Here is a 22,739-nt window from a genome sequence, read left to right as displayed (position 1 = left end):
TCATCCGATGACCCTCGTCGGCTGGCTGCAGATCGTTCTGATCCTCGCGGCCGTACTTCTCTTCGCCCTGCCGCTCGGCACCTATATGGCCCGCGTCTTCTCCGGCGAGCGCACCGTCCTCTCGCCGCTCCTCCATCCGGTGGAGCGCCTTCTCTACAGGGCGATGGGCGTCGATCCCGCCCGCGAGCAGAGCTGGCTCGGCTTCACGGCCGGCATGCTCCTCTTCAACGCGGCCGGCTTCGCGCTCCTCTATCTCCTCCTGCGCTTCCAGGACCTCCTGCCGCTCGATCCCCAGGGCTTTCCCGGCCTGTCGCCGCATCTCGCCTTCAACACGGCGGTCTCCTTCGTGACCAACACGAACTGGCAGTCCTATGGCGGCGAGACCACCATGAGCCATCTCAGCCAGATGGCGGGCCTCACCGTGCAGAACTTCCTGTCGGCGGCGACAGGTCTGGCGCTCGCCGTGGCGCTCGTCCGGGCCTTCGCCCGTTCGGGCGGCTCGACCGTCGGCCATTTCTTCGTCGACATGACGCGGGCCACCCTCTACGTGCTCCTGCCGCTGGCGATCGTCACCGGCCTCTGGCAGGTGGCGCTGGGCACGCCGCAGACGCTGAGCCCCGCCGCCAAGGTCCGCACCCTGGAAGGGGCCGAGCAGACGCTCGCCCTCGGCCCGGTCGCCTCGCAGCTCGCGATCAAGCAGCTCGGCACGAATGGCGGCGGCTTCTACAACGCCAATTCCGCCCATCCCTACGAGAATCCCTCGCCGCTCGCCAATGCGCTGACCCTCTGGCAGATGCTCGTCGTCTCCGTGGCCGCCGTCTTCGCCTTCGGCCATCTCGTCGGCGACAGGCGCCAGGCGCGGGCGATCCTCGCCGCCATGGGCCTCCTTCTCGTCGCCGGCATCGCCACCTGCTACTGGGCCGAGGCCGCCGGCACGCCGATCCTCGCCGGCGCCGGGCTCGATCCCGCCGGCGGCAACATGGAAGGCAAGGAGGTCCGCTTCGGCCTCGCCGCCTCCTCCATGTTCGCGGCCGTCACCACCGGCCTGTCGGACGGCGCGGTGAACGCCATGCACGGCTCGTTCACGCCGATCGGCGGCATGGTGCCGATGGTCCTCATCATGCTCGGCGAGATCCTGCCGGGCGGCGTCGGCTCCGGCCTCTACGGCATCCTGGTGATCGCCATCGTCTCGGTCTTCATCGCCGGGCTGATGGTCGGGCGCACGCCCGAATATCTCGGCAAGAAGATCGAGGCGAAGGAGATGAAGATGGCGGTGCTCGCGATCCTCATCCTGCCGGTCGCGATCCTCGGCTTCTCGGCGGTCGCCGCCGTGCTGCCCTCGGCGCTCTCAGGTCTCGGCAATGCCGGTCCGCACGGCCTGTCGGAGATCTACTATGCCTATACCTCGGCGGCGGGAAACAACGGCTCGGCCTTCGGCGGCCTGTCGGCCAATTCCCCCTGGTGGAACACGACGCTGGGCCTCGCCATGCTCCTCGGCCGCTTCGCCTATATCGTGCCGATGATGGCGATCGCCGGTTCGCTGGTCGCCAAGACGCGGCTCGCGCCCTCGGCCGGCACCTTCCCCACCCACGGCCCCCTCTTCGTCGGCCTCCTCGCCGGCGTGATCCTGATCCTCGGCGGCTTGCAGTTCTTTCCGGCGCTCGCCCTCGGCCCGATCGCCGAACAGGCCGGCATGCTGGCCGGCAAGACCTTCTGAGCCGCCCCGCGCCCCTCCTCATCGCAAGGACATCCCCGCCATGGCCGCGCAAGCCGCCGCTTCCACCTTCACGCCCCAGCTTCTCGGCCGCGCCGCGCTCGACGCCGTCGTCAAGCTGAACCCGGCCGCCCTCGTCCGCAATCCGGTGATCTTCGTCACCGAGACCGTGGCGGCGGTCGTCACCGTGCTCTTCGTCCGCGATCTCGTCGCCGGCCAGCCCTTCGCCTTCACCGGCCAGATCATGGCCTGGCTCTGGTTCACGGTGCTCTTCGCCAATTTCGCCGAGGCCGTCGCCGAGGGCCGGGGCCGCGCCCAGGCCGATTCCTTACGCAAGGCGCGCACCGACACGATCGCCAAGCGCCTCGCCGATCCCACCGACCGCGCTGACGTCCAGCCGGTCTCGGCCCTCGATCTGAAGGTCGGCGACCATGTCCTGGTCGAGGCCGGCGATCTGGTCCCCGGCGACGGCGAGATCGTGGAGGGCATCGCCTCGGTCAACGAGGCGGCGGTGACGGGCGAATCCGCGCCGGTGATCCGCGAATCCGGCGGCGACCGCTCGGCCGTCACCGGCGGCACCACCGTCGTCTCGGACTGGATCGTCATGCGCGTCACCGCTGCGCCCGGCTCCTCCTTTCTCGACCGGATGATCGCGCTGGTCGAGGGTGCCGAGCGGCAGAAGACGCCGAACGAGCTGGCCCTCACCATCCTTCTCGTCGGCATGACGCTGATCTTCCTCGTCGCCGTGGTGACGCTCACGGGCTTCGGCGCCTATGCCGGCGCCGCCGTTTCGGTGCCGATCCTCGTCGCGCTGCTCGTCACCCTCATTCCGACGACGATCGGCGGGCTGCTCTCGGCCATCGGCATCGCCGGCATGGACCGGCTGATCCGCCACAACGTCCTCGCCATGTCGGGCCGGGCGGTGGAGGCCGCCGGCGACGTCGACACGCTGCTTCTCGACAAGACCGGCACCATCACCTTCGGCAATCGCATGGCGGCGGAATTCATCGCCGCCGATGGCGCGGGCGAGGCCGACACCGCCCGGATCGCCGTTCTCGCCAGCCTCGCGGACGAGACGGCGGAGGGCCGCTCGATCCTCGCCTTGGCGCGCGAAAGCTTCGCCGGGCGCCTGTCGGAGGAGCGGCCGGACGGGGCGAGCTTCATCCCCTTCTCGGCGGCGACGCGCCTCTCCGGCGTCGATCTCGGCGAGCGGCGCATCCGCAAGGGCGCGGTCGACGCCATCCGCCGCTTCGTGCGCGAGAGCGCCGGGCGCGAGGTTGCCGAGCCGGCGGCCTTCACCGCCGCCGTCGACCGCATCGCCCAGTCCGGCGGCACGCCGCTCGGCCTCGCCGAGAACGGGCGCCTCGTCGGCGTGATCCACCTGAAGGACGTGGTGAAGCCGGATATCAAGGAGCGGTTCGCGGAGCTGCGCCGCATGGGCATCCGCACGGTGATGGTGACGGGCGACAATCCGGTCACCGCCGCCGCCATCGCCTCGGAGGCCGGCGTCGACGATTTCATCGCCGAGGCGACGCCGCAGGACAAGCTCGCCTATATCCGCAACGAGCAGCGCCAGGGCCGGCTCGTCGCCATGTGCGGCGACGGCACCAACGACGCGCCCGCCCTCGCCCAGGCCGATGTCGGCGTCGCCATGCAGACCGGCACCCAGGCGGCGCGCGAGGCCGGCAACATGGTGGATCTCGATTCCGATCCGACCAAGCTCATCGAGATCGTGGCGATCGGCAAGCAGCTCCTGATGACGCGCGGCTCGCTGACCACCTTCTCCATCGCCAACGACGTGGCGAAATATTTCGCCATCATCCCCGCCCTCTTCGTGGCGGCGATCCCGGAGCTCGGCGCCCTCAACGTGATGCGCCTCGCCTCGCCGCAAAGCGCCATCCTTTCGGCGGTGATCTTCAACGCGCTCGTCATCGTCGCCCTGATCCCGCTCGCCCTCACGGGCGTGCCCTACCGGGCGGCGAGCGCCGCCAGCGTCCTTCGCCGCAATCTCCTCGTCTACGGCCTCGGCGGCATCATGGTGCCCTTTCTCGGCATCAAGCTCATCGACCTCGCGGTCGCCGCCCTCGGCCTCGCCTGAAAGGTTTTCGCCATGCTGCAACAGCTTCGCCCCGCGCTGGCCGGCCTCGGCTGCTTCACCGTGCTTCTCGGTCTCGCCTATCCGCTGGCGATGACCGGAATCGCGCAGCGCCTCTTTCCCGACGCGGCCAATGGCAGCCTCGTCACGCGCGACGGCGTTCCGGTCGGCTCCTCGCTGATCGGCCAGGCCTTCGCCGCGCCGATCTATCTCCATCCGCGTCCCTCGGCCGCCGGCACCGGCTATGACGGCACGGCCTCCTCCGGCACCAATCTCGGCCCGACCAGCGCCAAGCTCGCCGAGCGGCTGAAGGCGGACGGCGCCGCGCTGAAGGCCGAGACCGGCGCGGGTCTCCTGCCGGCGGATGCGATCACCACCTCCGGCAGCGGGCTCGATCCCGACATCTCGCCGGCCTTCGCCGCCCTCCAGGCGCCGCGCATCGCCAGCGCCCGGCGGATCGACCTCCGCGAGGTGAAGCGCATCATCGCCGCCGGGACGGCGGGCCGCACCTTCGGCCTTCTCGGCGAGCCGCGCGTCAATGTCCTCGCCGTCAACCTCGCGCTCGACGCGGCGGCGGCGCCCAAATCCGCCCCGGCGAGCGGCACGCCCACCGCCGCCTCCGCCGGCGCGCCGGCGGGATGAGGCGACGGGCGCCGCGATCCATGCGAGAGGAGACGCGAGGGGGTCCCGGCGGGGCGCCCCTCGCGCGCATCGCGCCGACCGGACGACGACCATGACGAAGCTCGAGACGCCGAGGGCCTCGCCCGATGCGCTGATCAGCGCCGCCGAGCGCGAGGGCCGGGGCCGGCTGCGGCTGTTTCTCGGCGCGGCGCCCGGCGTCGGCAAGACCTTCGCCATGCTCCAGGCGGCGAAGGCCGCGCGCGCCGCCGGCCGCGACATCCTCGTCGGCATCGTCGAGACCCATGGCCGCGCCGAGACGGCCGCCCTTGTCGAGGGTCTGGAGGTCCTGCCGCGCCGGGGGATTGCCTACAAGGGCCGGCTGATCGGCGAATTCGACCTCGACGCCGCGCTCCAGCGCCGCCCCGCGTTGATCCTCGTCGACGAATACGCCCATTCCAACGTGCCGGGCGCGCGCCATCCCAAGCGCTGGCAGGACGTCGCCGAACTGCTGCGCGCCGGGATCGACGTCTGGACGACGATGAACGTCCAGCATGTGACCAGCCTCAACGATGTCGTCCAGCGCATCACCGGCGTCCGGGTGCGCGAGACGGTGCCGGACACGACGCTCGGCCTCGCCGACGAGATCGTGCTGGTCGACCTGCCGCCGGACGAGCTGATCCGCCGCCTCGCCGAGGGCAAGGTCTATGTCGAGGACACGGCGGCGCGCGCGACGCAGAACTTCTTCAAGCCCTCCAATCTCACCGCCCTGCGCGAACTCGCGCTGCGCCAGGTGGCTGCGCGGGTCGACAGCGATCTGGTGGAGCGCATGCAGGGCGGCGCGATCGAGGGCCCGTGGGCAGCGGGCGAGCGGCTGCTCGTCGCGCTCGGACCGGACGATCGGGCCGAGCGGCTGGTGCGCGGGGCGAAGCGCCTCGCCGATCTCCTCGACGCGCCCTGGTTCGCCGTGACGGTGGAGCGGCCGGGCGCGACGCTCGGCGAGGCGCCGAGCGCCCGGCTCGACGCCGCGCTCCAGCTCGCCCGCACGCTCGGCGCCGAAGTGGTGCAGCTCGTCGCCCACGACCTGCCGAGCGAGATCCTGCGCTTCTCGCGCTTCGAGAACGTCACGCAGATCGTCGTCGGCAAGCGGCGCCACCGGCGCTTCCGGCCCTGGCGCGCCCTGTCGCTCGCCGACGCGCTGGTGCGCCGGGCCGACGGCATCTCGATCCATGTCGTGACCGATGCCGGCGCGGCGGAGAGCCCGCGACGCCCCTGGCCGCCGCTCGGCGCCGGCGCGGCCTATCTCGCGGCGGCGGGCGGCGTCGCCGGCGCGACGGCGCTCGGCACCGTGCTGCTGCGTTTCGTGCCGCTGCCCAATGTCTCGATGCTCTATCTCCTCGCCGTCCTGGCGCCGGCCCTCGTCTTCGGCGTCTGGCCGGCGGTCTTCGCCTCCTTCCTGTCCTTCGCGGCCTACAACTTCTTCTTCATCGACCCGACCTACACCTTCACCGTCGCGCGGCCGCACGAGCTGCTGGCGCTCGCGATCTTCCTCATCATCGCCGTCACCATCTCGGCCGTCGCCGGCCGCGCCCGCGAGCAGATGCGCGTCGCCGCCCAGCGCACCCGCGCCGCGCGCCGGCTCTACCGCTTCACCCGCACCCTTTCCGCCCTGCCGGATGCCGGCGCGGTGGCGGAGGCGGTGGCGGGCGAGATCAATGCCGCGCTCGGCCGGGCGGCCGTCGTGCTGCTGCCGAGGGAGGGAGACCTCGCCATCGCCGCCGCCTGGCCGCCGAACGACCGGCTCGACACGCCGGCGAGAAGCGCCGCGCGCTGGTCCTTCGACCATGACGAGGCGGCGGGCGCCGGCACCGGCACCCTGCCCTCCAGCGGCTGGACCTTCCGCCCGCTCGCCCTGCCCGGCCGGCGCGTCGGCGTCCTCGGCGTCGAGGAGGCGCCCGACATGGCCGCGCTCGGCCTCGAGGAGCGCGCGCTGCTCGAGGCGCTGGCCGAGCAGGCGGCGGCGGCGCTGCACCGGGCGCAGCTGTCCACCGAGGTCGGCGAGGCGCGCACCGCCGCCGAGACCGAGCGGGTGCGCAACATCCTCCTCGCCTCGATCAGCCACGACTTCCGCACCCCCCTCGCCTCGGTGCTCGGCGCCGCGAGCAGCCTCATCGACTATGGCGAGCGCCTCGCACCGGAGGCGCGGCTCGATCTTCTCGAACAGGTGCGCGACGAGGCTCGCCATCTCGACCAGATGGTGCGCAATCTCCTGGCGATGACGCGCCTCGAAGCCGGGGCGCTGGACCTCAACCGCGACTGGATCGACATGGCGGAAGGCTTGAACCGGATCGTGGCGACCGCGTCGAAGCGCGGCGCGACGCAGCGCTTCACGGTGGAGATCGCCAAGGGCCTGCCGCTCGTCTTCGCCGATCAGAGCCTCATCGACCAGGCGCTCGGCAATGTCGTCGCCAATGCGGTGCGCCATGCCGGGCGCGACGCCCATGTCACCCTCGCGGCGGAGGCCTCGGGCGAGGCGATGACGATCGAGATCCGCGACGACGGGCCAGGCGTGCCGCAGGCTCTGCGCGCCGAGGTCTTCGCCAAGTTCACGCGGGCGAAGCGCGGCGCGGGCGACGGCGGCGACAGCGCGGGGCTCGGCCTCGCGATCACACGCGGCATCGTCGAGGCGCATGGCGGCACGGTCGAGCTCCTGCCGGAAGCGGCGGGGCGCGGCGGCGCGGCCTTCCGCATCCGCCTGCCGCTCGGCGACGGATCCCGGCCATGAGCCGCGCCCTCGTTCTCGTCGTCGACGACGAGCCGGCCATCCATCGCTTCCTGAAGCCCGCCCTGGAGGCAGAGGGCTACGAGGTCGCCCGGGCCGAGACCGGCGGGGCGGGACTCGCGCAGGCGCGGCAGCGCCCTCCCGCCATTCTCGTCCTCGATCTCGGCCTGCCCGACATGGACGGGCGCGAGGTGATCCGGCAGCTGCGCGCCGAGACGGATCTGCCGATCGTCGTCCTCTCGGCGCGCGACCGGGAGGCCGACAAGATCGAGGCGCTCGATCTCGGCGCCGACGATTTCGTAGAAAAGCCCTTCGGCGTCGGCGAGCTGATGGCGCGGCTGCGCACCGCGCTACGCCATCGGATGCGCCGGGCCGGCGAGACGGCGGCGCTGCGCATCGGCGCGATCGAGATCGACGTCCTGCGCCACCGCGTGACGCGGGCCGGGGCGGAGGTGAAGCTGACGCCGAAGGAATTCGACCTTCTCGCCTATCTCGTCCGCCATGCCGGCAAGGTCTCGACCCATCGCCAGATCCTCCAGGCGGTCTGGGGTCCGGCGCATGGGCAGGACACGCAATATCTGCGCGTCTATATCGGCCAGCTCCGGGCGAAGCTGGAAGAGGACCCGGCGAAGCCCGGCCTCATCGAGACCGAGCCGGGCGTCGGCTACCGGATCGGCGAGGGCTAGCCGGGCTCAGTCCCGCGCGGCGAGGAAGCGCTCGACGCGGGCGAGACAGGCCTCCTTCTCCTCCACATGCGGCATGTGGCTGGAATTCGGGAAGACCTCGGATTCCACCGTCGGGATGCGGTCGATGAAGGGCTGGACGCATTCCGGCGTCGCCTCGTCATAGGCGCCCCGGAAGACGAGCGTCGGCGCCTCGATCCGGTCGAGCCGGTCGACGATCGTCCAGTTCCGCATCGTGCCGACGACATGGAACTCGTTCGGCCCGTTCATCGTGTGATAGACGGTCGGATCGCTCTCGACGGCGGCGAAGGTGCGCGCCACCTCCTCCGGCCAGGGCGTGACGCGGCAGACATGGCGGTCGTAGAAGACGCGGCTCGCCGCCAGATATTCGGGGTCCTGCGTGGTGCCGGCCGCCTCGTGCCGGTCGAGCGCGTCCTGCACCTCCGCCGGCAGCTGGGCGCGCAGCTCCGCCGCGCCCGCCACCCAGAGATCCATCGCGGCGAGCGAATTGGCGAGGATCAGCGCCTTCAGCCCTTGCGGGCGGCGCACGGCATGTTCGGAGGCGAGCATGCCGCCCCAGGACTGGCCGAGCAGCGCGTAGCGCTCCGCGATGCCGAGATGGGCGAGGAGATTGTCGAGCTCGCCGAGAAAGAAGGCGACCGTCCAGAAGTCGCCGCCCTTCTCCGGCAGATGCGTCGAGCGGCCATTGCCGATCTGGTCGTAATGGATCACGGCGCGGCCGTTCGCGGCGAGGTCCTTGAAGCTGTCGACATAGTCGTGGGTGCAGCCCGGCCCGCCATGGGCGACGACGAGCGGCAGCTTGCCGCTCGCGAGATCGCCGGTGACGCGATACCAGGTCCGGTATTCGCCATGCGGCGCATAGCCTTCGGTGACGGGAATGGCGGCCATCGGGTCCTCCTTGCTTTGGGGCGAGGCTAGCGAGAGGAGGCCGGGCGACGAAAGCTGTCAAAAAAGACAGGGATGACGCCGATTCCTGCTTGAAACTTGGGCGCGCTCAATTGACGGGCAGGCCGCAAGCGCGCAAAGATCGCCGCGCCATGACGATCCTGTCCGACATTCCGCGACTTCTGCCCGAGGGCATGGCGCTGGGGCCGGCGCTCGATCGCGCCCTCGCGATCCTCGAGCGCGCCGGCTTCTCGGCGGTCATCTACGACTATACGCCCGTGCCGCGCAGCCATGACGGCAGCCTCATCACGCCGAACATCCTGGAAGCGCGCCGCGTGCCGGAAGACATGCTGGCGCTGTGGAAATCCGGCTTCTACCAGCTCGATCCGGTGCAGGACGCCGCGCTCGCCACCGCCGCCCCCTTCGTCTGGTCGGGGCTCGGCAAGCAGAGCCGGGTGATGGACGAGGTGATCCGCGAGCGGCACCGGCCAGTACTCGGCTATATGCACGACATGCGCTTCTCCTTCGGCGTGACGGTGCCGATCCACCAGCCGCGCGGCGATCTCGCCACCTTCACCGCCATCCGCATCGACGCCGAACCGGACTTCGCGGCGGACGCGGCCGAGATCGTGCCGCAGATCGGCGTTCTCGGGCAGATCTTCCACGACGTGGTCTCGGCCGGCTTCGACGCCGAAACGCGGCGCACGCATCATGTCCGCCTCACCCCGCGCGAGCGCGAATGCCTCAGCCTCTGCGCCGACGGGCTGACGGCGAAGGAGATCGCCCGCCGCATCGAGCGTTCGGTGCCGACGGTGACGCTGCATCTCAATGCCGCGAGCCGCAAGCTCGGCGCGCGCAACCGCTTCCAGGCCGTGGCGCGGGCGGCGCATTACCGGCTGATCGAGGCCGCGCCGGCCGCCTGAGCGCCGCGCCGCCGCATCGCGCATCGCCGCCCCATCCGGTCCCGCGCCCGTATTTTGCCGTCTCGCGGAATGCCGTCCATACGAGTGGCGCCCTATGACTTTTGATAGCTATCGTGCGGCGCCCGAGTCCGTAAGCTTCGGGTGAGGCGCCGCACCGCCAGCCGTTGCGATCGGAACCATGTGAAGGAGATGCGTTGATGTCGCGGATCGTTGCCCGAAGCCTTCTCGCCGCCATGGCGGGCGGCGCGCTCGCGCTGTCCCTCGCCGGCCCCGCCGCCGCCCAGGAGAAGGGCGGCTCGCTGCGCCTTCTCGCCCGTGCCGCCGCCGGCACCATCGATCCGCAGATCAACTACACGCTGCAATACTGGCAGCTGATGTATGTCACCTATGACGGGCTCGTCACCTTCCGCAAGACGGGCGACAAGACCGGCTTCGACGTGGTGGCCGATCTCGCCGAGGCCCTGCCGACGCCGGAGAACGACGGCAAGACCTACACGTTCAAGCTGCGCCAGGGCATCAAGTTCTCGAACGGCCAGGACCTGACGGTGGACGACGTCGTCGCCTCCTTCCAGCGCATCTTCAAGATTTCCGGTCCGACCGCCGGCACCTTCTACAACGGCATCGTCGGCGCCGACAAATGCCTCGCGACTCCCGCCACCTGCACGCTGGAAGGCGGCGTCAGCGGCGACAAGGCGGCCGGCACCGTGACCATCAACCTCACCGCGCCGGATGGCGAGTTCCTCCAGAAGCTCGCCGTGCCGCATGCCTATATCCTGCCGGCCGCGACGCCGGCGAGCGACCAGGGCACGACGCCGATCCCCGGCACCGGCCCCTACATGATCCAGAGCTACGACCCGAACGCCTCGCTGAAATTCGTCCGCAATCCGAATTTCAAGGAATGGAGCGCCGACGCCCAGCCGGACGGGCTCGTGGACGACATCTCCTATGATTTCGGCCTGACGGAGGAGGCGGCCGTCACCGCGATCCAGAACGGCGACGCCGACTGGATGTTCGACCAGCCGCCGCCGGACCGGCTCGCCGAGATCGGCACGCAATACGAGAACCAGGTCTTCGTCCACCCGCTGACGGCGATGTGGTACGCGCCGATGAACACCAACCTGCCGCCCTTCGACAATGCCAAGGCGCGCCAGGCGGTGAACTTCGCCATCGACCGCGAGGCGATCGTCAAGCTCTTCGGCGGCGCCAATCTCGGCCAGCCCGCCTGCCAGATCCTGCCGCCGGACTTCCCCGGCCATGTCGACTACTGCCCCTATACGAAGGAGCCGGGCGCCAAGTGGTCGGCGCCGGACATGGAGAAGGCGAAGGCGCTGGTGCAGGAATCCGGCACCGCCGGCCAGGAGGTGACGATCGTGCCCGAGGACACGGTGGTCTCGCGCGCCATCGGCGTCTATCTCCAGGACGTCCTCAACGAGCTCGGCTACAAGGCGAAGGTCCAGCCGATCTCGCAGAACCTGCAGTTCACCTACATCCAGAACACCAACAACAAGGTGCAGCTGTCGATCTCGCAGTGGTTCCAGGACTATCCCTCGCCCTCGAACTTCCTGAACGTCCTGTTCTCCTGCGCCTCCTTCCATCCGGGCTCGGACGCCTCGGTGAACATCGCCGGCTTCTGCGACAAGGCGGTGGACGCCAAGATGACGGAGGCCTTCGCCGCCTCGGTGAAGGACAAGGCCGCCGCGCTGCCGCTCTGGACCGAGGTCGACAAGATGGTGACGGACGCCGCGCCGGCCGCCGTGCTCTTCACGCCGAAGCGCGTCGACTTCGTGTCCTCGCGGGTCCAGAACTTCACCTTCAGCCCGCAATTCTACATGATCGTCTCGAAGGTGGCGGTGCAGTGAGGCCTGTGGCCGACAGGGCATCGGCGCCCGCGCCGATGCCGACGATCCGTCCGGTCTCCCCCCTCGCGGGGGAGATCGCATCGCCGGCCGATCCGGCGCCGGCGAAAGCCCGCCGCCGCTTCGCTGTCCGGGCCGCGGCATGAGCGCCCTCGCCTCCCCCGCCGAGATCCAGCCGGCGCCAGCCGCGCCCGCCTCGCTCGGCCCCTGGGTCACCGCCTGGCGCCGCCTGAAGCGCGACCGCGCGGCGATGGTGGCGCTCGCCGTCCTCCTCGTCATCGCCCTCGCCTCGGCCCTCGCGCCGCTCTATGCCGCGCGGGTCTCCGGCACCAATCCCTTCGCGACCAACCTGTCGGGCACCGTGATGCTGGACGGCAAGGCCGTGCCGATCATGGCGCCCTCGACCACGGGCCTCGGTCTCGGCACCACGCCGATCGGCCCGACGCTCGCATTCGGCCCCTATCTCCTCGGCGCCGACAACCAGGGCCGCGACGTCGCGGCGCGCCTGCTCTATGGCGGCCAGAACTCGCTTCTCATCGCTGGCGCCGCGACGCTCCTCACCCTCGTCCTCGCCGTGATCGTCGGTCTCGCCTGCGGCTTCTTCGGCGGCGTGGTCGACGGCGTGCTGAACCGCGTCCTCGACGTGCTCTGGGCCTTTCCGATCTATCTTCTCGCGATCTCGCTCTCGATCGTGCTCATCAGCCACGGCTTCTCCATCGGCCCGATCGAGGTCAGCGCCGGCAGTCTCTGGCTGCCGATCGTCATCATCGGCCTCGTCTACGTGCCCTATGTCGCCCGGCCGATCCGGGGCCAGACCCTGTCCCTGATGAAGTCCGAATTCATCCTCGCGGCCGTGGCGCTCGGCGTGCCGCCCTGGCGGATCTTCTTCAAGGACCTCCTGCCCAACGTCATGCCGCGCGTCATCGTCTTCGTGCCGATCCTCCTCGCGCTCGACATGATCACGGAGTCCTCGCTCTCCTTCCTGTCGATCGGCGTGCAGCCGCCGGACGCCTCCTGGGGCACGATCATCCAGGACGGCCAGGGCCTCCTCTATTCGCGGCCCGTGGTGGCGCTCGCCCCCGGCATCGCCATCGCCGTCACGGTGCTGGCCCTGAACATTCTCGGCGACGGCGTGCGCGACGCGCTCGACCCGCGCGCCAAGGTCAGGATTCTCTGATGATCCTCGCCATCCTGTCGCGCCTGACCCGGCTCGTCTCGGTGATGTTCGGCATCAGCGTCGTCGTGTTCCTGATCTTCTTCGCGACGCCGGGCGCCGACCCGGCGGCGCGCATCGCCGGGCGCAACGCCTCGCAGGAGACCTTGCAGCAGGTGCGCCAGAGCTTCGGCCTCGATCAGCCGCTGCCGGTGCAATACGCGCTGATGATGAAGAAGCTCTTCGTCACGCAGGACCTCACCTCCTTCGTCAATCGCGGCCAGAAGGTGGTGCCGGCCGTGACGCGGGCGATCCCCGTCACGCTGTCGCTCGTCCTCGGCGCGGCGGTGCTGTGGATCTTCGGCGGCCTCGTCGTCGGCGTCATCGCCGCCGCGACGCGCGGCACCTGGACCGACCGCATGCTGATGGCGGCGAGCCTCGTCGGCGTCTCGATGCCCGTCTTCTGGGTGGGCGAGGTGGCCAATCTCCTGTCGCAGCGCACGCTGCACGCCACCATGCTCTTCTCCTGGGTGCCGCCGCTCGGCTACAAGCCGCTCCTCACTGATCCCCTCGGCTGGTTCAAGGCGCTCGTCATTCCGTGGACGACGCTCGCCATCCTCTATATCGGCCTCTACGGCCGGATCCTGCGCGCCGATCTCATCGAGACGATGCAGGAGGACTTCATCCGCACGGCGCGGGCGAAGGGCCTCAGCGAAAGCCACATCCTCTGGCGGCATGGCGTGCGCTCCTCGCTCATCGCCTTCGTCACCATGTTCGGCCTCGATTTCGGCGCCCTCATCGGCGGCGGCGCGCTGCTCACCGAAGTGGTCTTCGGCCTGCGCGGCGTCGGCAAGCTGACCTATGACGCGCTCCAGAATCTCGACCTGCCGGTGATCCTCGCGACCGTGCTCTACGCCTCCTTCTTCGTGGTGGCGGCCAATGCGCTGGTGGACATGCTCTACGCCCTGCTCGACCCCCGGGTGCGCGATGCCCGCTGAACCGCTGCTCGCCGTCCGCGACCTCGCCGTCTCCTTCCGCACCGAACGCGGCCTCGTGCGGGCGGTGGACGGGGTGTCCTTCGAGCTCGAAGCCGGCCGCGTCCTCGGCCTCGTCGGCGAGAGCGGCTCGGGCAAGACGCAGACGCTGCTCGCCATGCTCGGCCTCATCACCGATCCGAACGCCGTCCTGTCCGGCTCGATCCGCTTCGAGGGCGAGGAGCTGGTCGGCCTGTCGCCGCAGCGCCTGCGCCGCATCCGCGGCCGGCGCGCCGCGATGATCTTCCAGGACCCGATGACGGCCCTGACCCCGGTCCACACGGTCGGCGCCCAGATCGTCGAGCAGATCCGCGCCCATACGGACCTGTCGCGCAAGGCGGCGCGCGAGCGCGCCGTGGCCCTTCTCGCCGAGGTCGGCATTCCCGATCCCGCCCGCGTCGCCGAGCGCTATCCGCATCAACTGTCCGGCGGCATGCGCCAGCGCGTGGTGATCGCCATGGCGGTGAGCTGCGAGCCGGCGCTGCTCGTCGCCGACGAGCCGACGACGGCGCTGGACGTGACGGTGCAGGCGCAGATCCTGGCGCTGATCGACCGCTTGCGGCGCGACCATGGCACGGCCGTCGTCTTCGTCACCCACGATCTCGGCGTCGTGTCGGAGATCGCCGACGACGTCTGCGTCATGTATGCCGGCCGCATCGTCGAATCCGGCCCGGTGGCGGACCTGTTCGCCGCGCCGCGACATCCCTATACGCACGGCCTCTTCAACTCGATCCCGCCGCTGCGCGGCCCCCGGCCGGACCGGCTGACCGGCATTCCCGGCCTGCCGCCCAATCTCCTGTCGCCGCCGGAGGGCTGCGCCTTCCGGCCGCGCTGCGCCCATGCCTTCGCGCCCTGCACGGCCCGTCCGCCGCTCGTGGCGGAGGGCGCCGGCCGCACCGCCTGTTTCCTGCCGGACGAGGCAAAGGCCCGCTTCCGCCGCGCCAGACTGCTGGAATCCGCATGACCGCCGCCGTTCCGAACCGTCCGCTGCTGCGCGCGAGCGGCATCGTCAAGCGCTATGACGCGGTGCGCTCGCTGGTGAAGGCGCGGCGGCGCGTGCTTACCGCCGTCGACAACGTCTCCTTCGACGTGATGCCGGGCGAAACGCTCGGCCTCGTCGGCGAATCGGGCTGCGGCAAGTCCACCCTCGGGCGCTGCCTCACCCGCCTGACCGAGCTTTCCGACGGCCGGCTCGAATTCGACGGGGCGGAGATCGGCGAATTGTCCAACGCCGCGCTCCGGCCCTTCCGGGCGCGGCTGCAGATGGTGTTCCAGGACCCCTATGCCTCGCTGAACCCGCGCCGGCGCGTCGGCGACCTCCTGGCCGAGCCGCTGCGCGTACATCGACTCTGTTCGGAAAAGGAAATCCCGGATCGCGTCGCCGAGCTGCTCGCCAGCGTCGAGCTGCCGGCCGAGCATGCCAGCCGGTTCCCGCACGAATTCTCCGGCGGCCAGCGCCAGCGCATCGGCATCGCCCGGGCGATCGCCCTGAAGCCGAAGCTGATCGTCGCCGACGAGCCGGTCTCGGCGCTCGACGTCTCGGTCCAGGCGCAGATCGTCAACCTGTTCTGCGACCTGCGCGAGCGCTTCGGCCTCACCTATGTCTTCATCGCGCACGACCTGGCAGTGGTGCGGCAGATCTCGACCCGCGTCGCGGTGATGTATCTCGGCTCGGTGGTCGAGATCGGCGCGGCGGACGAGATCTTCGAGGCGCCGCGCCATCCCTATACGGCGGCCCTGCTGGAGGCGATTCCGGAGCCGCATGCCGGCCGGCGCACGGCGAGCGGCGAGAGCGCGCGGCGCGTGGCGCGCGAGGTGCCGAGCCCGCTCGCGCCGCCGCCCGGCTGCCGCTTCGAGCCGCGCTGCCCCCGTGCCCAGGACCGCTGCCGCGCCGAGCGACCGATGCTCTCGGCCGCGCCCGGCGGCGCCGGCACGCTCGCCGCCTGTCACTTCCCGCTGTCCTGAGGCGGCGGCTCCGCGCTCAGGCGCGGCCGAGCGGCGCCATGTCGACGAGGCCGTCGGCGAGATCGGCCGGCAGCAGCCGGCACAGGGCGGCGCGCAGCGCGTCGGCGCTGGTCGGGGCGATCGCCTCGACATCGCGCACCGCATGGCCGAGATAGCGGTAAAGGTCGAAGGCCGACCCTTCCGGGTCGCGGCCGCAGGCGATGGCGACCGCCAGTTCCACGATCGAATGCTCGGTGAGGCGTGCGGCCGTCTCGGACACGCGGCGCAGGGCGGGCAGCGCATTGGCGAGATAGAGAAGAAGCGCGAGATCGTCCGGCTGGCTGCGAGGGTTCACGGGAATGTCCTGAAATCGGCGCGAGGCCGCAACGAGTGAAATCGAAAGGGAATCGGCGTCCTCAGCGCGGCGGAAAATTGCCGTGCTCCGCCAGCGCCACGCGCAGCTTGGTTTCGAGAAGAGCGGCCAGCGGATCGTTCGGCGCGCGGGCGGCGGAAGGGCCGCGCCCTTCCCAGTTCAGCGCCACTTCCATCAGGCACAGGTCGAGCAGCCGGCAGGCGAAGGGCATGCTGAGCTCGCGCGCCGCCTCCCGGTCCCGGACGATCGAGCGCGCGAGGCTCGCGATCGCCTGCTCCTCTTCGGTCGAGATGGTCATCAGAGCTTCGCCGGCTCTTCGAGAATGCCCGGCACGTCCCAGCGCCCCTCGGGGCGGATCGAGCGCAGCGGATCGCCGCCGAGCCGGACGGCATCCTCGAAGGGCTCCACCTCCTCGACCATCTCGACCACGGCATAGCCGGCGAGGTCGAAGGGCGCGCCATTGTCGCGCAGCTTGAAGCCGAAGAACTGCCAGAAATCGAGCTTGTCCTGCTTGGCATGGCCGTAGAGCCGGCGGAAGCCCTTGGCGCGGCAGAGATCGACGGCGGCCCGCACGATCTGGAAGGCGATGCGCGAGCGGCGGAACTCCTTGCGCACGGCGAGCCGCTCCATCTTCGCGAAATCGCCGAAGAAGCGGATGCGGATGCAGGCGGCCGGCTCGCCCTCGACGCTGTAGAGGAGATGCGTCGCGCAAAGATCGTTGCCGTCGAACTGCTGGGCGAAGTCGAACTTCTCCTCGCCGAGGAAGACGGCCGAGCGCACGGCGACGACCTTCATCAGGTCGTCGAGACCATGGACGACCGAGATGCCGGTGCCGCGATGCTCGGGATCGTTGGTGGCGAAGCGATGCCGCGGCGCGGACATGGCGCCGGCCTCGTCGGAAGGGGAACGCGGCGGAAGGTTGGTCGAGCTGGCCAATGGACTTCTCCACAAGGTTGTACCTTATGGTTAGCTCGCGTTAACATCGCTGGATGCCGCAAAGATAGGAGCGGGGCGTTCAGAAAATGGAACACCTTCCCCAGAACGTCGATTGGGACGGGATTCGCGTGTTTCTGGCGGTGGCCGAGCGCCGCAGTTTCCGGCAGGCCGCCCTCGATCTCGGGCAGAGCGTCAACACGCTGCGCAATTCCGTCGAGCGGCTTGAGGACCTTCTCGGCTTTCGTCTTTTCTACCGGAACGCGAATGGTGTCAACCTCACGGCGGAGGGCCGGCGCCTCGCCGGCTCGGCCCGCAGCGTCGAGCAGTCCATGTCCGACCTGTGGCGCGTCGCCCAGTCGGCGGCCAATACCATGGCGGGCTCGGTGCATCTCGCCGTCACCGAGGGCCTCGGCACCTTCTGGCTCCTGCCCCAGCTGGTCGACTTCCTGTCCGACGAGGGACGCGACATCCAGCTCACCCTGCAATGCGCCCTGCGCTCGGTGGACGTCCTGCGGCTCGAGGCGGACATCTCGATCCAGGTGACCGAGCCGACGGCGCCCGACCTCATCAAGCGCCGGCTCGGCCATGCCCATCTGGCGCTCTTCGCCGGCCGGTCCTATGCCGAACGCCACGGCCTGCCCGCGACCCTCGCCGACCTCGCCGGGCACAAGATCATCGCGCAGGAGATGGAACAGTTCTCCAGCGGCGATCTCGGCGCGATCTTCACGCCCGAGGTCGCGCATCGGATGATCCGGCTGCGGACCAATTTCGCCAGCGCCCATTACTGGGCGATCGCCAAAGGCGCGGGCCTCGGGCTTCTGCCGAATTATGCCATGGCGATCGGCGGCGACGTCGTTCCCGTCGATCTGGCGCTCGGCGGCTCGGTCGAGATCTGGCTCGCCGTCCATCCCGAAGTGATCAAGACGGCGCGCCATCGCGCCGTGGTGGACTGGCTGGTCGAGAGCTTCAGCCCGCAGCGCTTTCCCTGGTTCGGACGGACGCCCCTCCATCCGCGCGAGATCGTGGAACTCCTGGCGGCCTCGCCCGCCTTGAAGACCTATTTCCAGGGCTTCACGCCGAGCCGGCCGCAATTCCTTCTCGAAGGCAGGGCCGACCGGCAACCGGACCCCGACGAGGCGTCGATCCCGGCCGATCCCCCTCGGGATTGAGAAGCGATCCGGAAACGCGCCGGAGGATCGGCGGCGGCCCCTGCGACGAAGTGCCCGCCCACGATGTCTTCACGCCGTCATGGCCCCGGCCATCCCACTGTAATGCAATAATATTACGTCATTGCCCTGTCATGCAAAGCGAATAGCCGACCGCCATCCCAACGCTGGAGACGACGCCATGCGCGGCCTGGTCGCATTGCTCACCGCCACCACCCTCCTTTCCTCCGCCGCCGGCGCGACGACGGTGCTGCCGCTCGATCGCGCGACGATCCTGGCGGGCTCGCCCTTCGACATGAAGGTCGAGTTCGCGAAGGCGGTCGAAGAAGGCGCCGTGTCCGTGACCATCAACGGCAAGCCGGCCGCCGAGGTGCTCGGCAAGCCGGTCGAGTTCATCGCCAAGGAAGAGGGCACCGAGGCCTCCGCCGTGCGTCTCCACGGCGCCGCCCTCAAGGAGCCGGGCAGCTATAAGGTCGAGGCGAAGGCCGGCGACGAGACCAAGACCGTGACCTGGACGGTCTACGGCACGCCGGCGATCCCCAAGGCGAAGAACATCATCTTCCTCCTCGGCGACGGCATGTCGGTGGCCAACCGCACCGGCGCCCGGATCATGTCCAAGGGCATGACCGAGGGCAAGGCGAACGGCCGCCTCGCCATGGACGATCTCGACCACATGGCCTTCGTCGGCACCTCCTCGACCAATGCCGTCGCCACCGACAGCGCCAACACGATGTCGGCCTATATGACCGGCCACAAGACGGCCGTGAACGCGCTCGGCGTCTATGCCGACCGCACGAAGAATTCCTTCGACGATCCGAAGGTGGAGACGATCGGCGAGGCGCTGCGCCGCACGACGAAGAAGTCGATCGGCATCGTCGCGACCTCCGAGGTCGAGGACGCGACCCCGGCGGCCGTCGTGTCCCACACCCGCAAGCGGGCCGACAAGCCGGAGATCGTCGACATGCTCTTCGCCGTGAAGCCGGACGTCCTGCTCGGCGGCGGCTCGGCCTATTTCCTACCCCAGGCGACCGCCGGCTCGAAGCGCAAGGACGACAAGGACTATATCCAGATGTTCAAGGATGCGGGCTACGCGCTCGCGACCGACAAGACGGAGCTCGCCGCCGCCAAGGGCACGAATCAGGACAAGCTGCTCGGCCTCTTCCACACCGGCAACATGGACTTCATGCTGGATCGCGGCTTCCTGAAGAAGGGCACCGTGGCGAAGTTCCCGAACCAGCCGGGCCTCGTCGAGATGACCGAGGTCGCGCTCGACAAGCTGTCGAAGAACCCGGAGGGCTTCTTCCTGATGGTCGAGGGCTCCTGCATCGACAAGGCCTCGCATCCGATGGACTGGGAGCGCTCGATGATCGACACGATCGAGTTCGACAAGGCCGTCGCCGTCGCCCGCGAGTTCCAGCGCAGCCATCCCGACACGCTGATCGTCGCCACCGCGGACCACACCCATGGCGTCTCGATCATCGGCACGATCGACGACGACAAGCCGGGCACCGAGATGCGCGAGAAGGTCGGCGTCTATGCCGATGCCGGCTTCCCGAACTACGAGGACAAGGACGGCGACGGCTATCCGGACCGGGTCGACGTGTCGCGCCGCCTCGCCATCTTCTCCAACAACTATCCGGACTATTACGAGACCTTCCGGCCGAAGATGGACGGCCCGTTCGAGCCCGCCGTGCAGAACGAAAAGAAGGAATATGTCGCGAACGACGCCTACAAGTCGGTTCCCGGCGCCGTGTTCCGCGAGGGCAACCTGCCCCGCTCGGCCGATACCGCCGTCCATGCCGTCGACGACGTCGTGCTTCAGGCGGCCGGACCGGGCGCCGAGGAGTTCAAGGGCTATATGGAGGAGAGCGACATCTATCGCGTCCTCGCCGATGCCTTCGCCCTGGCGCCGCAGAAGAACTGAGGCGGAACGCAAAGTCCCTGTCGCACGACACGAGGTCCCGGCGCCCGCCGCCGGGGCCCTTTTCCTTCGGGGGACAGCCCCGCCTCGAGGAGCCAAGGCCATGGCCCGCTTCGCTCTTTCCCGCCGGCAGGTGATCGGATCCGCCCTCGCGGGGGCCGCGAGCGGGCTCATTCCCCTGCGTCCCGCCCGGGCCGCGTCCGCGATCGCCTTCGACGAACTCTACGGCAAGGTGAGCGTTCTCGGCCTCACCCTGTCGGACAAGGCCAAGGCCCTGGCCGGCCAGGACGTGACGATGCGCGGCTTCATGGCCCCGCCGCTGAAGGCCGAGGCGAAGTTCTTCGTCCTCACCGAAATTCCGATGTCGCTCTGCCCCTTCTGTTCTTCCGATGCCGATTGGCCCGATTCGATCGTGGTGATCTATCTGAAGGAGGCGCAGACCTTCGTGCAGGCCAACCGGCCGATCGACGTCGCCGGGCGCCTCGATCTCGGCTCCTGGACCGATCCCGAGACCGGTTTCGTCAGCCGCGTCCGCATCGTCGATGCCGGCTTCTCGGTCGCCTGATCCATGCTCGGCCTCGCGATCGACGCCCTGGAAGTCCGTTTCCGAGGACTGGCGGCCCCGGCGCTCGCCATTCCCTCCCTGCGCCTCGAGCCCGGCGCCCGGATCGCGCTGACCGGGGCCTCGGGCTCCGGCAAGACGACGCTCATCAACGCCTTGACCGGCCTCGAACGGGTGCGCCACGGCGCGCTGCGCTGGGGCGAGACCGACCTCGCGACCCTGTCCGAGACCCGGCGCGACCGCTGGCGGGCGCGCCATGTCGGCCTGGTGATGCAGGATTTCCATCTCTTTCCCGGCCTGTCGGCCATCGAGAACGTGCTTCTGCCCAATCGCCTGGCGCGGACCCGGCCGCAGGCGGAGGCGCGCGCGGAGGCCGAGCGCCTGCTGGACCGGGTCGGCGTCGCCCGGCGCGACGGGCGCGTCGAGACCCTGTCGCGCGGGCAGATGCAGCGCGTCGCCGTGGCGCGGGCGCTGGTGACGCGGCCCGGCATCCTCGTCGCCGACGAACCGACGGCGAGCCTTGATGCCGAGGCGGGGGCGGCGGTGGGCGAACTCCTTCTCGACCTCGCGACGGAGACCGGCGCGACGCTGATCGTCGCCAGCCACGACCCGCGCCTTCTCGAACGGCTGGGGGGCGTGTTGCGGCTCGCCAATGGCCGGCTCCTCCCGGCGGAAGGCGCCTGACCGATGATTCGCTTCGTCCTCGCCGATCTTCGCCGTCAATGGGCCGGGGCGCTCGCCGTCGCGCTGCTCATCGCGCTCGCGACGGCGCTCGGCGTTTCGGTGACGCTCGGCGAAAGGGCGCTGCGCCTCGGCAGCGCGCGGGCGGCGAGCGCCTTCGATCTCGTCGTCGGCGCGCCCGGCAGCGAGACGCAGCTCGTCCTCTCGTCGGTCTTCCTGCAGCCGGCTCCCCTGCCCCTCCTGCCCGGCCGCGTCCTTTCGGCGCTGAGAGCCGATCCACGCGTCGCCGTCGCGGCACCGGTCGGCTTCGGCGATTTCGTCGGCGACGATCCGGTGGTCGGCACGACCGGCGACGTCATCTCGAGTTTCGGCGGACCCGCCGAGGGCCGGCTCTTCGCGCGGCTCGGCGAGGCGGTGGTGGGCGCCGCCGTGGCACGCGGGATCGACAGCCGCTTCCATCCGCTGCATGGCCGGATGTCCGAAGGCGGGCATGTCCATGGCGAGGTCAGCTACCGCGTGGTCGGGCGCATGGCGCCGACCGGCACCCCGTGGGACCGCGCGATCTTCGTGCCGATCGAGGCCGTCTGGCAGGTGCATGCGCATGAGGCGGAGGCCGTGCCCCCGCTTCTGGCCGGCGCGAAGGCCGCCGATGCGGCGGGCACGCATGACGCGCTGGATCTCGATCGGCCGATCGACCCGGCGGCATTGGCATCGCCGGGCGCGCCCGGCGTGCCGGCGATTCTCGTGAAGCCGAGGACCATCGCCGACGCCTACAAGCTGCGGCAGGAATATCGCAACGAGCGCAGCCTCGCCGTCTTTCCGGCCGAAGTGCTGACTAGGCTCTACGGCACGCTCGGCGATGCGCGCAGCGTATTGGCGACGATCGCCTATGGCGCGCAGGCGCTGGTCGCCGGCGCGATTCTTCTCGTCGTCACCATCCATGTCCTGCAGCGACGGCGCCAGATCGGCGCCTTGCGCGCCTTCGGCGCCTCGCGCGGCACGGTCTTCTCCATCGTCTGGCTAGAAGTGGTCGGCACGATCGGTCTCGGCATAATCGGCGGCTTCGCGCTTGGCTATGGCGCGGCGCTGGCCCTGGCGCGTCATGTCGGCGGGGCGAGCGGCATTCGCCTGCCGGTCGAGTTCCGAAGCGAAGACGGACTGGCGCTGCTCGTCCTCATTACGCTGACCGGCCTCGTGACGCTCCTGCCCGCCCTCCTCGCCTATCGCCAGTCACCGGCCGAAGCCCTGCGCGGCTGACGGAACCGCACCGACCGTTTTCCGGCCGGCGGGGGACGTCGACGAAGCGGGCCGATCTTTCCGTCTGGGAGGGCGGATATTTTTGCATGGGATTGTCATGGTGACGTGGGAGTGACGCGGTGGGCTGAGTGGAAG

Annotated in this window: 20 protein-coding genes; 16 read left to right on the top strand and 4 right to left on the bottom strand. The window is 70.0% G+C overall.

Annotated features, from left to right (window positions below):
* Positions 1-7 precede the first annotated feature (7 nt).
* From kdpA to IEY14_RS24085, 5 genes are all read left to right on the top strand, one after another.
* Positions 8-1,717, top strand: a complete 1,710-nt coding sequence (gene kdpA, locus IEY14_RS24105) for a potassium-transporting ATPase subunit KdpA (protein ID WP_188913130.1) — start codon at positions 8-10, stop codon at positions 1,715-1,717.
* 40 nt (positions 1,718-1,757) lie between these two features.
* Positions 1,758-3,812 (top strand): potassium-transporting ATPase subunit KdpB, encoded by a 2,055-nt coding sequence (gene kdpB / locus IEY14_RS24100; RefSeq protein WP_188913128.1) that lies wholly within the window; start codon positions 1,758-1,760, stop codon positions 3,810-3,812.
* A gap of 12 nt (positions 3,813-3,824) precedes the next feature.
* Positions 3,825-4,451, top strand: coding sequence for a potassium-transporting ATPase subunit KdpC (gene kdpC, locus IEY14_RS24095; protein ID WP_188913126.1), 627 nt, complete (start codon positions 3,825-3,827; stop codon positions 4,449-4,451).
* A gap of 91 nt (positions 4,452-4,542) precedes the next feature.
* A complete protein-coding gene (locus IEY14_RS24090) occupies positions 4,543-7,212 on the top strand; it encodes a DUF4118 domain-containing protein (RefSeq protein ID WP_188913123.1) in 2,670 nt (889 codons plus the stop codon).
* Positions 7,209-7,895 (top strand): response regulator, encoded by a 687-nt coding sequence (locus IEY14_RS24085; protein ID WP_188913121.1) that lies wholly within the window; start codon positions 7,209-7,211, stop codon positions 7,893-7,895. Before IEY14_RS24090 ends, IEY14_RS24085 begins: the two co-directional genes overlap by 4 nt.
* 6 nt (positions 7,896-7,901) lie before the next feature.
* Here the strand turns inward: IEY14_RS24085 and IEY14_RS24080 are convergent, their stop codons facing one another.
* On the bottom strand, positions 7,902-8,801 hold the full coding sequence (locus IEY14_RS24080) for a proline iminopeptidase-family hydrolase (protein WP_188913119.1): 900 nt from the start codon (positions 8,799-8,801) through the stop codon (positions 7,902-7,904).
* 149 nt (positions 8,802-8,950) lie between these two features.
* Between IEY14_RS24080 and IEY14_RS24075 the strand changes: the two genes are divergently transcribed.
* The 6 genes from IEY14_RS24075 (at position 8,951) to IEY14_RS24050 (ending at position 15,729) form a co-directional block, all read left to right on the top strand.
* The gene (locus IEY14_RS24075; RefSeq protein WP_188913117.1) at positions 8,951-9,721 is read left to right on the top strand and encodes a helix-turn-helix transcriptional regulator; all 771 of its coding nucleotides are present in this window, start codon (positions 8,951-8,953) and stop codon (positions 9,719-9,721) included.
* Positions 9,722-9,918: 197 nt separating this feature from the next.
* A complete protein-coding gene (locus IEY14_RS24070) occupies positions 9,919-11,580 on the top strand; it encodes an ABC transporter substrate-binding protein (protein ID WP_188913115.1) in 1,662 nt (553 codons plus the stop codon).
* A 139-nt stretch (positions 11,581-11,719) separates the two neighbouring features.
* A complete protein-coding gene (locus IEY14_RS24065; RefSeq protein ID WP_188913113.1) occupies positions 11,720-12,754 on the top strand; it encodes an ABC transporter permease in 1,035 nt (344 codons plus the stop codon).
* Positions 12,754-13,728, top strand: a complete 975-nt coding sequence (locus tag IEY14_RS24060; RefSeq protein WP_188913111.1) for an ABC transporter permease — start codon at positions 12,754-12,756, stop codon at positions 13,726-13,728. Before IEY14_RS24065 ends, IEY14_RS24060 begins: the two co-directional genes overlap by 1 nt.
* Positions 13,718-14,728: an ABC transporter ATP-binding protein gene (locus tag IEY14_RS24055; protein ID WP_188913109.1), complete on the top strand. Its 1,011-nt coding sequence runs from the start codon at positions 13,718-13,720 to the stop codon at positions 14,726-14,728. Before IEY14_RS24060 ends, IEY14_RS24055 begins: the two co-directional genes overlap by 11 nt.
* Positions 14,725-15,729, top strand: a complete 1,005-nt coding sequence (locus tag IEY14_RS24050) for an ABC transporter ATP-binding protein (protein ID WP_188913107.1) — start codon at positions 14,725-14,727, stop codon at positions 15,727-15,729. The genes IEY14_RS24055 and IEY14_RS24050 overlap by 4 nt, the downstream gene beginning before the upstream one ends.
* Positions 15,730-15,745: 16 nt before the next feature.
* Here IEY14_RS24050 and IEY14_RS24045 read toward each other — a convergent pair whose 3' ends face one another.
* From IEY14_RS24045 to IEY14_RS24035, 3 genes are all read right to left on the bottom strand, one after another.
* Entirely contained in the window at positions 15,746-16,063 is a 318-nt protein-coding gene (locus tag IEY14_RS24045) for a hypothetical protein (protein ID WP_188913105.1), read from the bottom strand.
* Positions 16,064-16,124: 61 nt separating this feature from the next.
* On the bottom strand, positions 16,125-16,379 hold the full coding sequence (locus IEY14_RS24040) for a hypothetical protein (protein WP_188913103.1): 255 nt from the start codon (positions 16,377-16,379) through the stop codon (positions 16,125-16,127).
* Positions 16,379-16,963 carry a GNAT family N-acetyltransferase gene (locus IEY14_RS24035; RefSeq protein ID WP_188913101.1) on the bottom strand — a complete coding sequence of 195 codons (585 nt, stop codon included), beginning with the start codon at positions 16,961-16,963 and terminating at the stop codon, positions 16,379-16,381. The genes IEY14_RS24040 and IEY14_RS24035 overlap by 1 nt, the downstream gene beginning before the upstream one ends.
* A gap of 140 nt (positions 16,964-17,103) precedes the next feature.
* Here IEY14_RS24035 and IEY14_RS24030 point away from each other — a divergent pair, with 140 nt between their 5' ends.
* From IEY14_RS24030 to IEY14_RS24010, 5 genes are all read left to right on the top strand, one after another.
* Positions 17,104-18,186 (top strand): LysR family transcriptional regulator, encoded by a 1,083-nt coding sequence (locus IEY14_RS24030; RefSeq protein ID WP_188913100.1) that lies wholly within the window; start codon positions 17,104-17,106, stop codon positions 18,184-18,186.
* 178 nt (positions 18,187-18,364) lie between these two features.
* On the top strand, positions 18,365-20,107 hold the full coding sequence (locus IEY14_RS24025) for an alkaline phosphatase (protein WP_188913098.1): 1,743 nt from the start codon (positions 18,365-18,367) through the stop codon (positions 20,105-20,107).
* Positions 20,108-20,207: 100 nt separating this feature from the next.
* The gene (locus IEY14_RS24020) at positions 20,208-20,669 is read left to right on the top strand and encodes a hypothetical protein (RefSeq protein ID WP_188913096.1); all 462 of its coding nucleotides are present in this window, start codon (positions 20,208-20,210) and stop codon (positions 20,667-20,669) included.
* A gap of 3 nt (positions 20,670-20,672) precedes the next feature.
* Complete coding sequence (locus tag IEY14_RS24015; RefSeq protein ID WP_188913094.1) at positions 20,673-21,350, top strand: ABC transporter ATP-binding protein; 678 nt, start codon at positions 20,673-20,675, stop codon at positions 21,348-21,350.
* A 3-nt stretch (positions 21,351-21,353) separates the two neighbouring features.
* Complete coding sequence (locus IEY14_RS24010) at positions 21,354-22,604, top strand: ABC transporter permease (protein ID WP_188913092.1); 1,251 nt, start codon at positions 21,354-21,356, stop codon at positions 22,602-22,604.
* Positions 22,605-22,739: the final 135 nt, after the last annotated feature.

The sequence above is a fragment of the Aureimonas endophytica genome, assembly GCF_014642635.1.
Taxonomy (GTDB): Bacteria; Pseudomonadota; Alphaproteobacteria; order Rhizobiales; family Rhizobiaceae; genus Plantimonas; species Plantimonas endophytica.
This window is presented reverse-complemented; position numbering and strand designations above follow the sequence as displayed.

What these genes read in the sequence shown, in the direction of transcription:
- kdpA (WP_188913130.1), top strand. Translation starts at nt 8, where the DNA reads ATGACCCTCGTCGGCTGGCTGCAGATCGTTCTGATCCTCGCGGCCGTA.
- kdpB (WP_188913128.1), top strand. Translation starts at nt 1,758, where the DNA reads ATGGCCGCGCAAGCCGCCGCTTCCACCTTCACGCCCCAGCTTCTCGGC.
- kdpC (WP_188913126.1), top strand. Translation starts at nt 3,825, where the DNA reads ATGCTGCAACAGCTTCGCCCCGCGCTGGCCGGCCTCGGCTGCTTCACC.
- IEY14_RS24090 (WP_188913123.1), top strand. Translation starts at nt 4,543, where the DNA reads ATGACGAAGCTCGAGACGCCGAGGGCCTCGCCCGATGCGCTGATCAGC.
- IEY14_RS24085 (WP_188913121.1), top strand. Translation starts at nt 7,209, where the DNA reads ATGAGCCGCGCCCTCGTTCTCGTCGTCGACGACGAGCCGGCCATCCAT.
- IEY14_RS24080 (WP_188913119.1), bottom strand. Translation starts at nt 8,801, where the DNA reads ATGGCCGCCATTCCCGTCACCGAAGGCTATGCGCCGCATGGCGAATAC.
- IEY14_RS24075 (WP_188913117.1), top strand. Translation starts at nt 8,951, where the DNA reads ATGACGATCCTGTCCGACATTCCGCGACTTCTGCCCGAGGGCATGGCG.
- IEY14_RS24070 (WP_188913115.1), top strand. Translation starts at nt 9,919, where the DNA reads ATGTCGCGGATCGTTGCCCGAAGCCTTCTCGCCGCCATGGCGGGCGGC.
- IEY14_RS24065 (WP_188913113.1), top strand. Translation starts at nt 11,720, where the DNA reads ATGAGCGCCCTCGCCTCCCCCGCCGAGATCCAGCCGGCGCCAGCCGCG.
- IEY14_RS24060 (WP_188913111.1), top strand. Translation starts at nt 12,754, where the DNA reads ATGATCCTCGCCATCCTGTCGCGCCTGACCCGGCTCGTCTCGGTGATG.
- IEY14_RS24055 (WP_188913109.1), top strand. Translation starts at nt 13,718, where the DNA reads ATGCCCGCTGAACCGCTGCTCGCCGTCCGCGACCTCGCCGTCTCCTTC.
- IEY14_RS24050 (WP_188913107.1), top strand. Translation starts at nt 14,725, where the DNA reads ATGACCGCCGCCGTTCCGAACCGTCCGCTGCTGCGCGCGAGCGGCATC.
- IEY14_RS24040 (WP_188913103.1), bottom strand. Translation starts at nt 16,379, where the DNA reads ATGACCATCTCGACCGAAGAGGAGCAGGCGATCGCGAGCCTCGCGCGC.
- IEY14_RS24035 (WP_188913101.1), bottom strand. Translation starts at nt 16,963, where the DNA reads ATGTCCGCGCCGCGGCATCGCTTCGCCACCAACGATCCCGAGCATCGC.
- IEY14_RS24030 (WP_188913100.1), top strand. Translation starts at nt 17,104, where the DNA reads ATGGAACACCTTCCCCAGAACGTCGATTGGGACGGGATTCGCGTGTTT.
- IEY14_RS24025 (WP_188913098.1), top strand. Translation starts at nt 18,365, where the DNA reads ATGCGCGGCCTGGTCGCATTGCTCACCGCCACCACCCTCCTTTCCTCC.
- IEY14_RS24020 (WP_188913096.1), top strand. Translation starts at nt 20,208, where the DNA reads ATGGCCCGCTTCGCTCTTTCCCGCCGGCAGGTGATCGGATCCGCCCTC.
- IEY14_RS24015 (WP_188913094.1), top strand. Translation starts at nt 20,673, where the DNA reads ATGCTCGGCCTCGCGATCGACGCCCTGGAAGTCCGTTTCCGAGGACTG.
- IEY14_RS24010 (WP_188913092.1), top strand. Translation starts at nt 21,354, where the DNA reads ATGATTCGCTTCGTCCTCGCCGATCTTCGCCGTCAATGGGCCGGGGCG.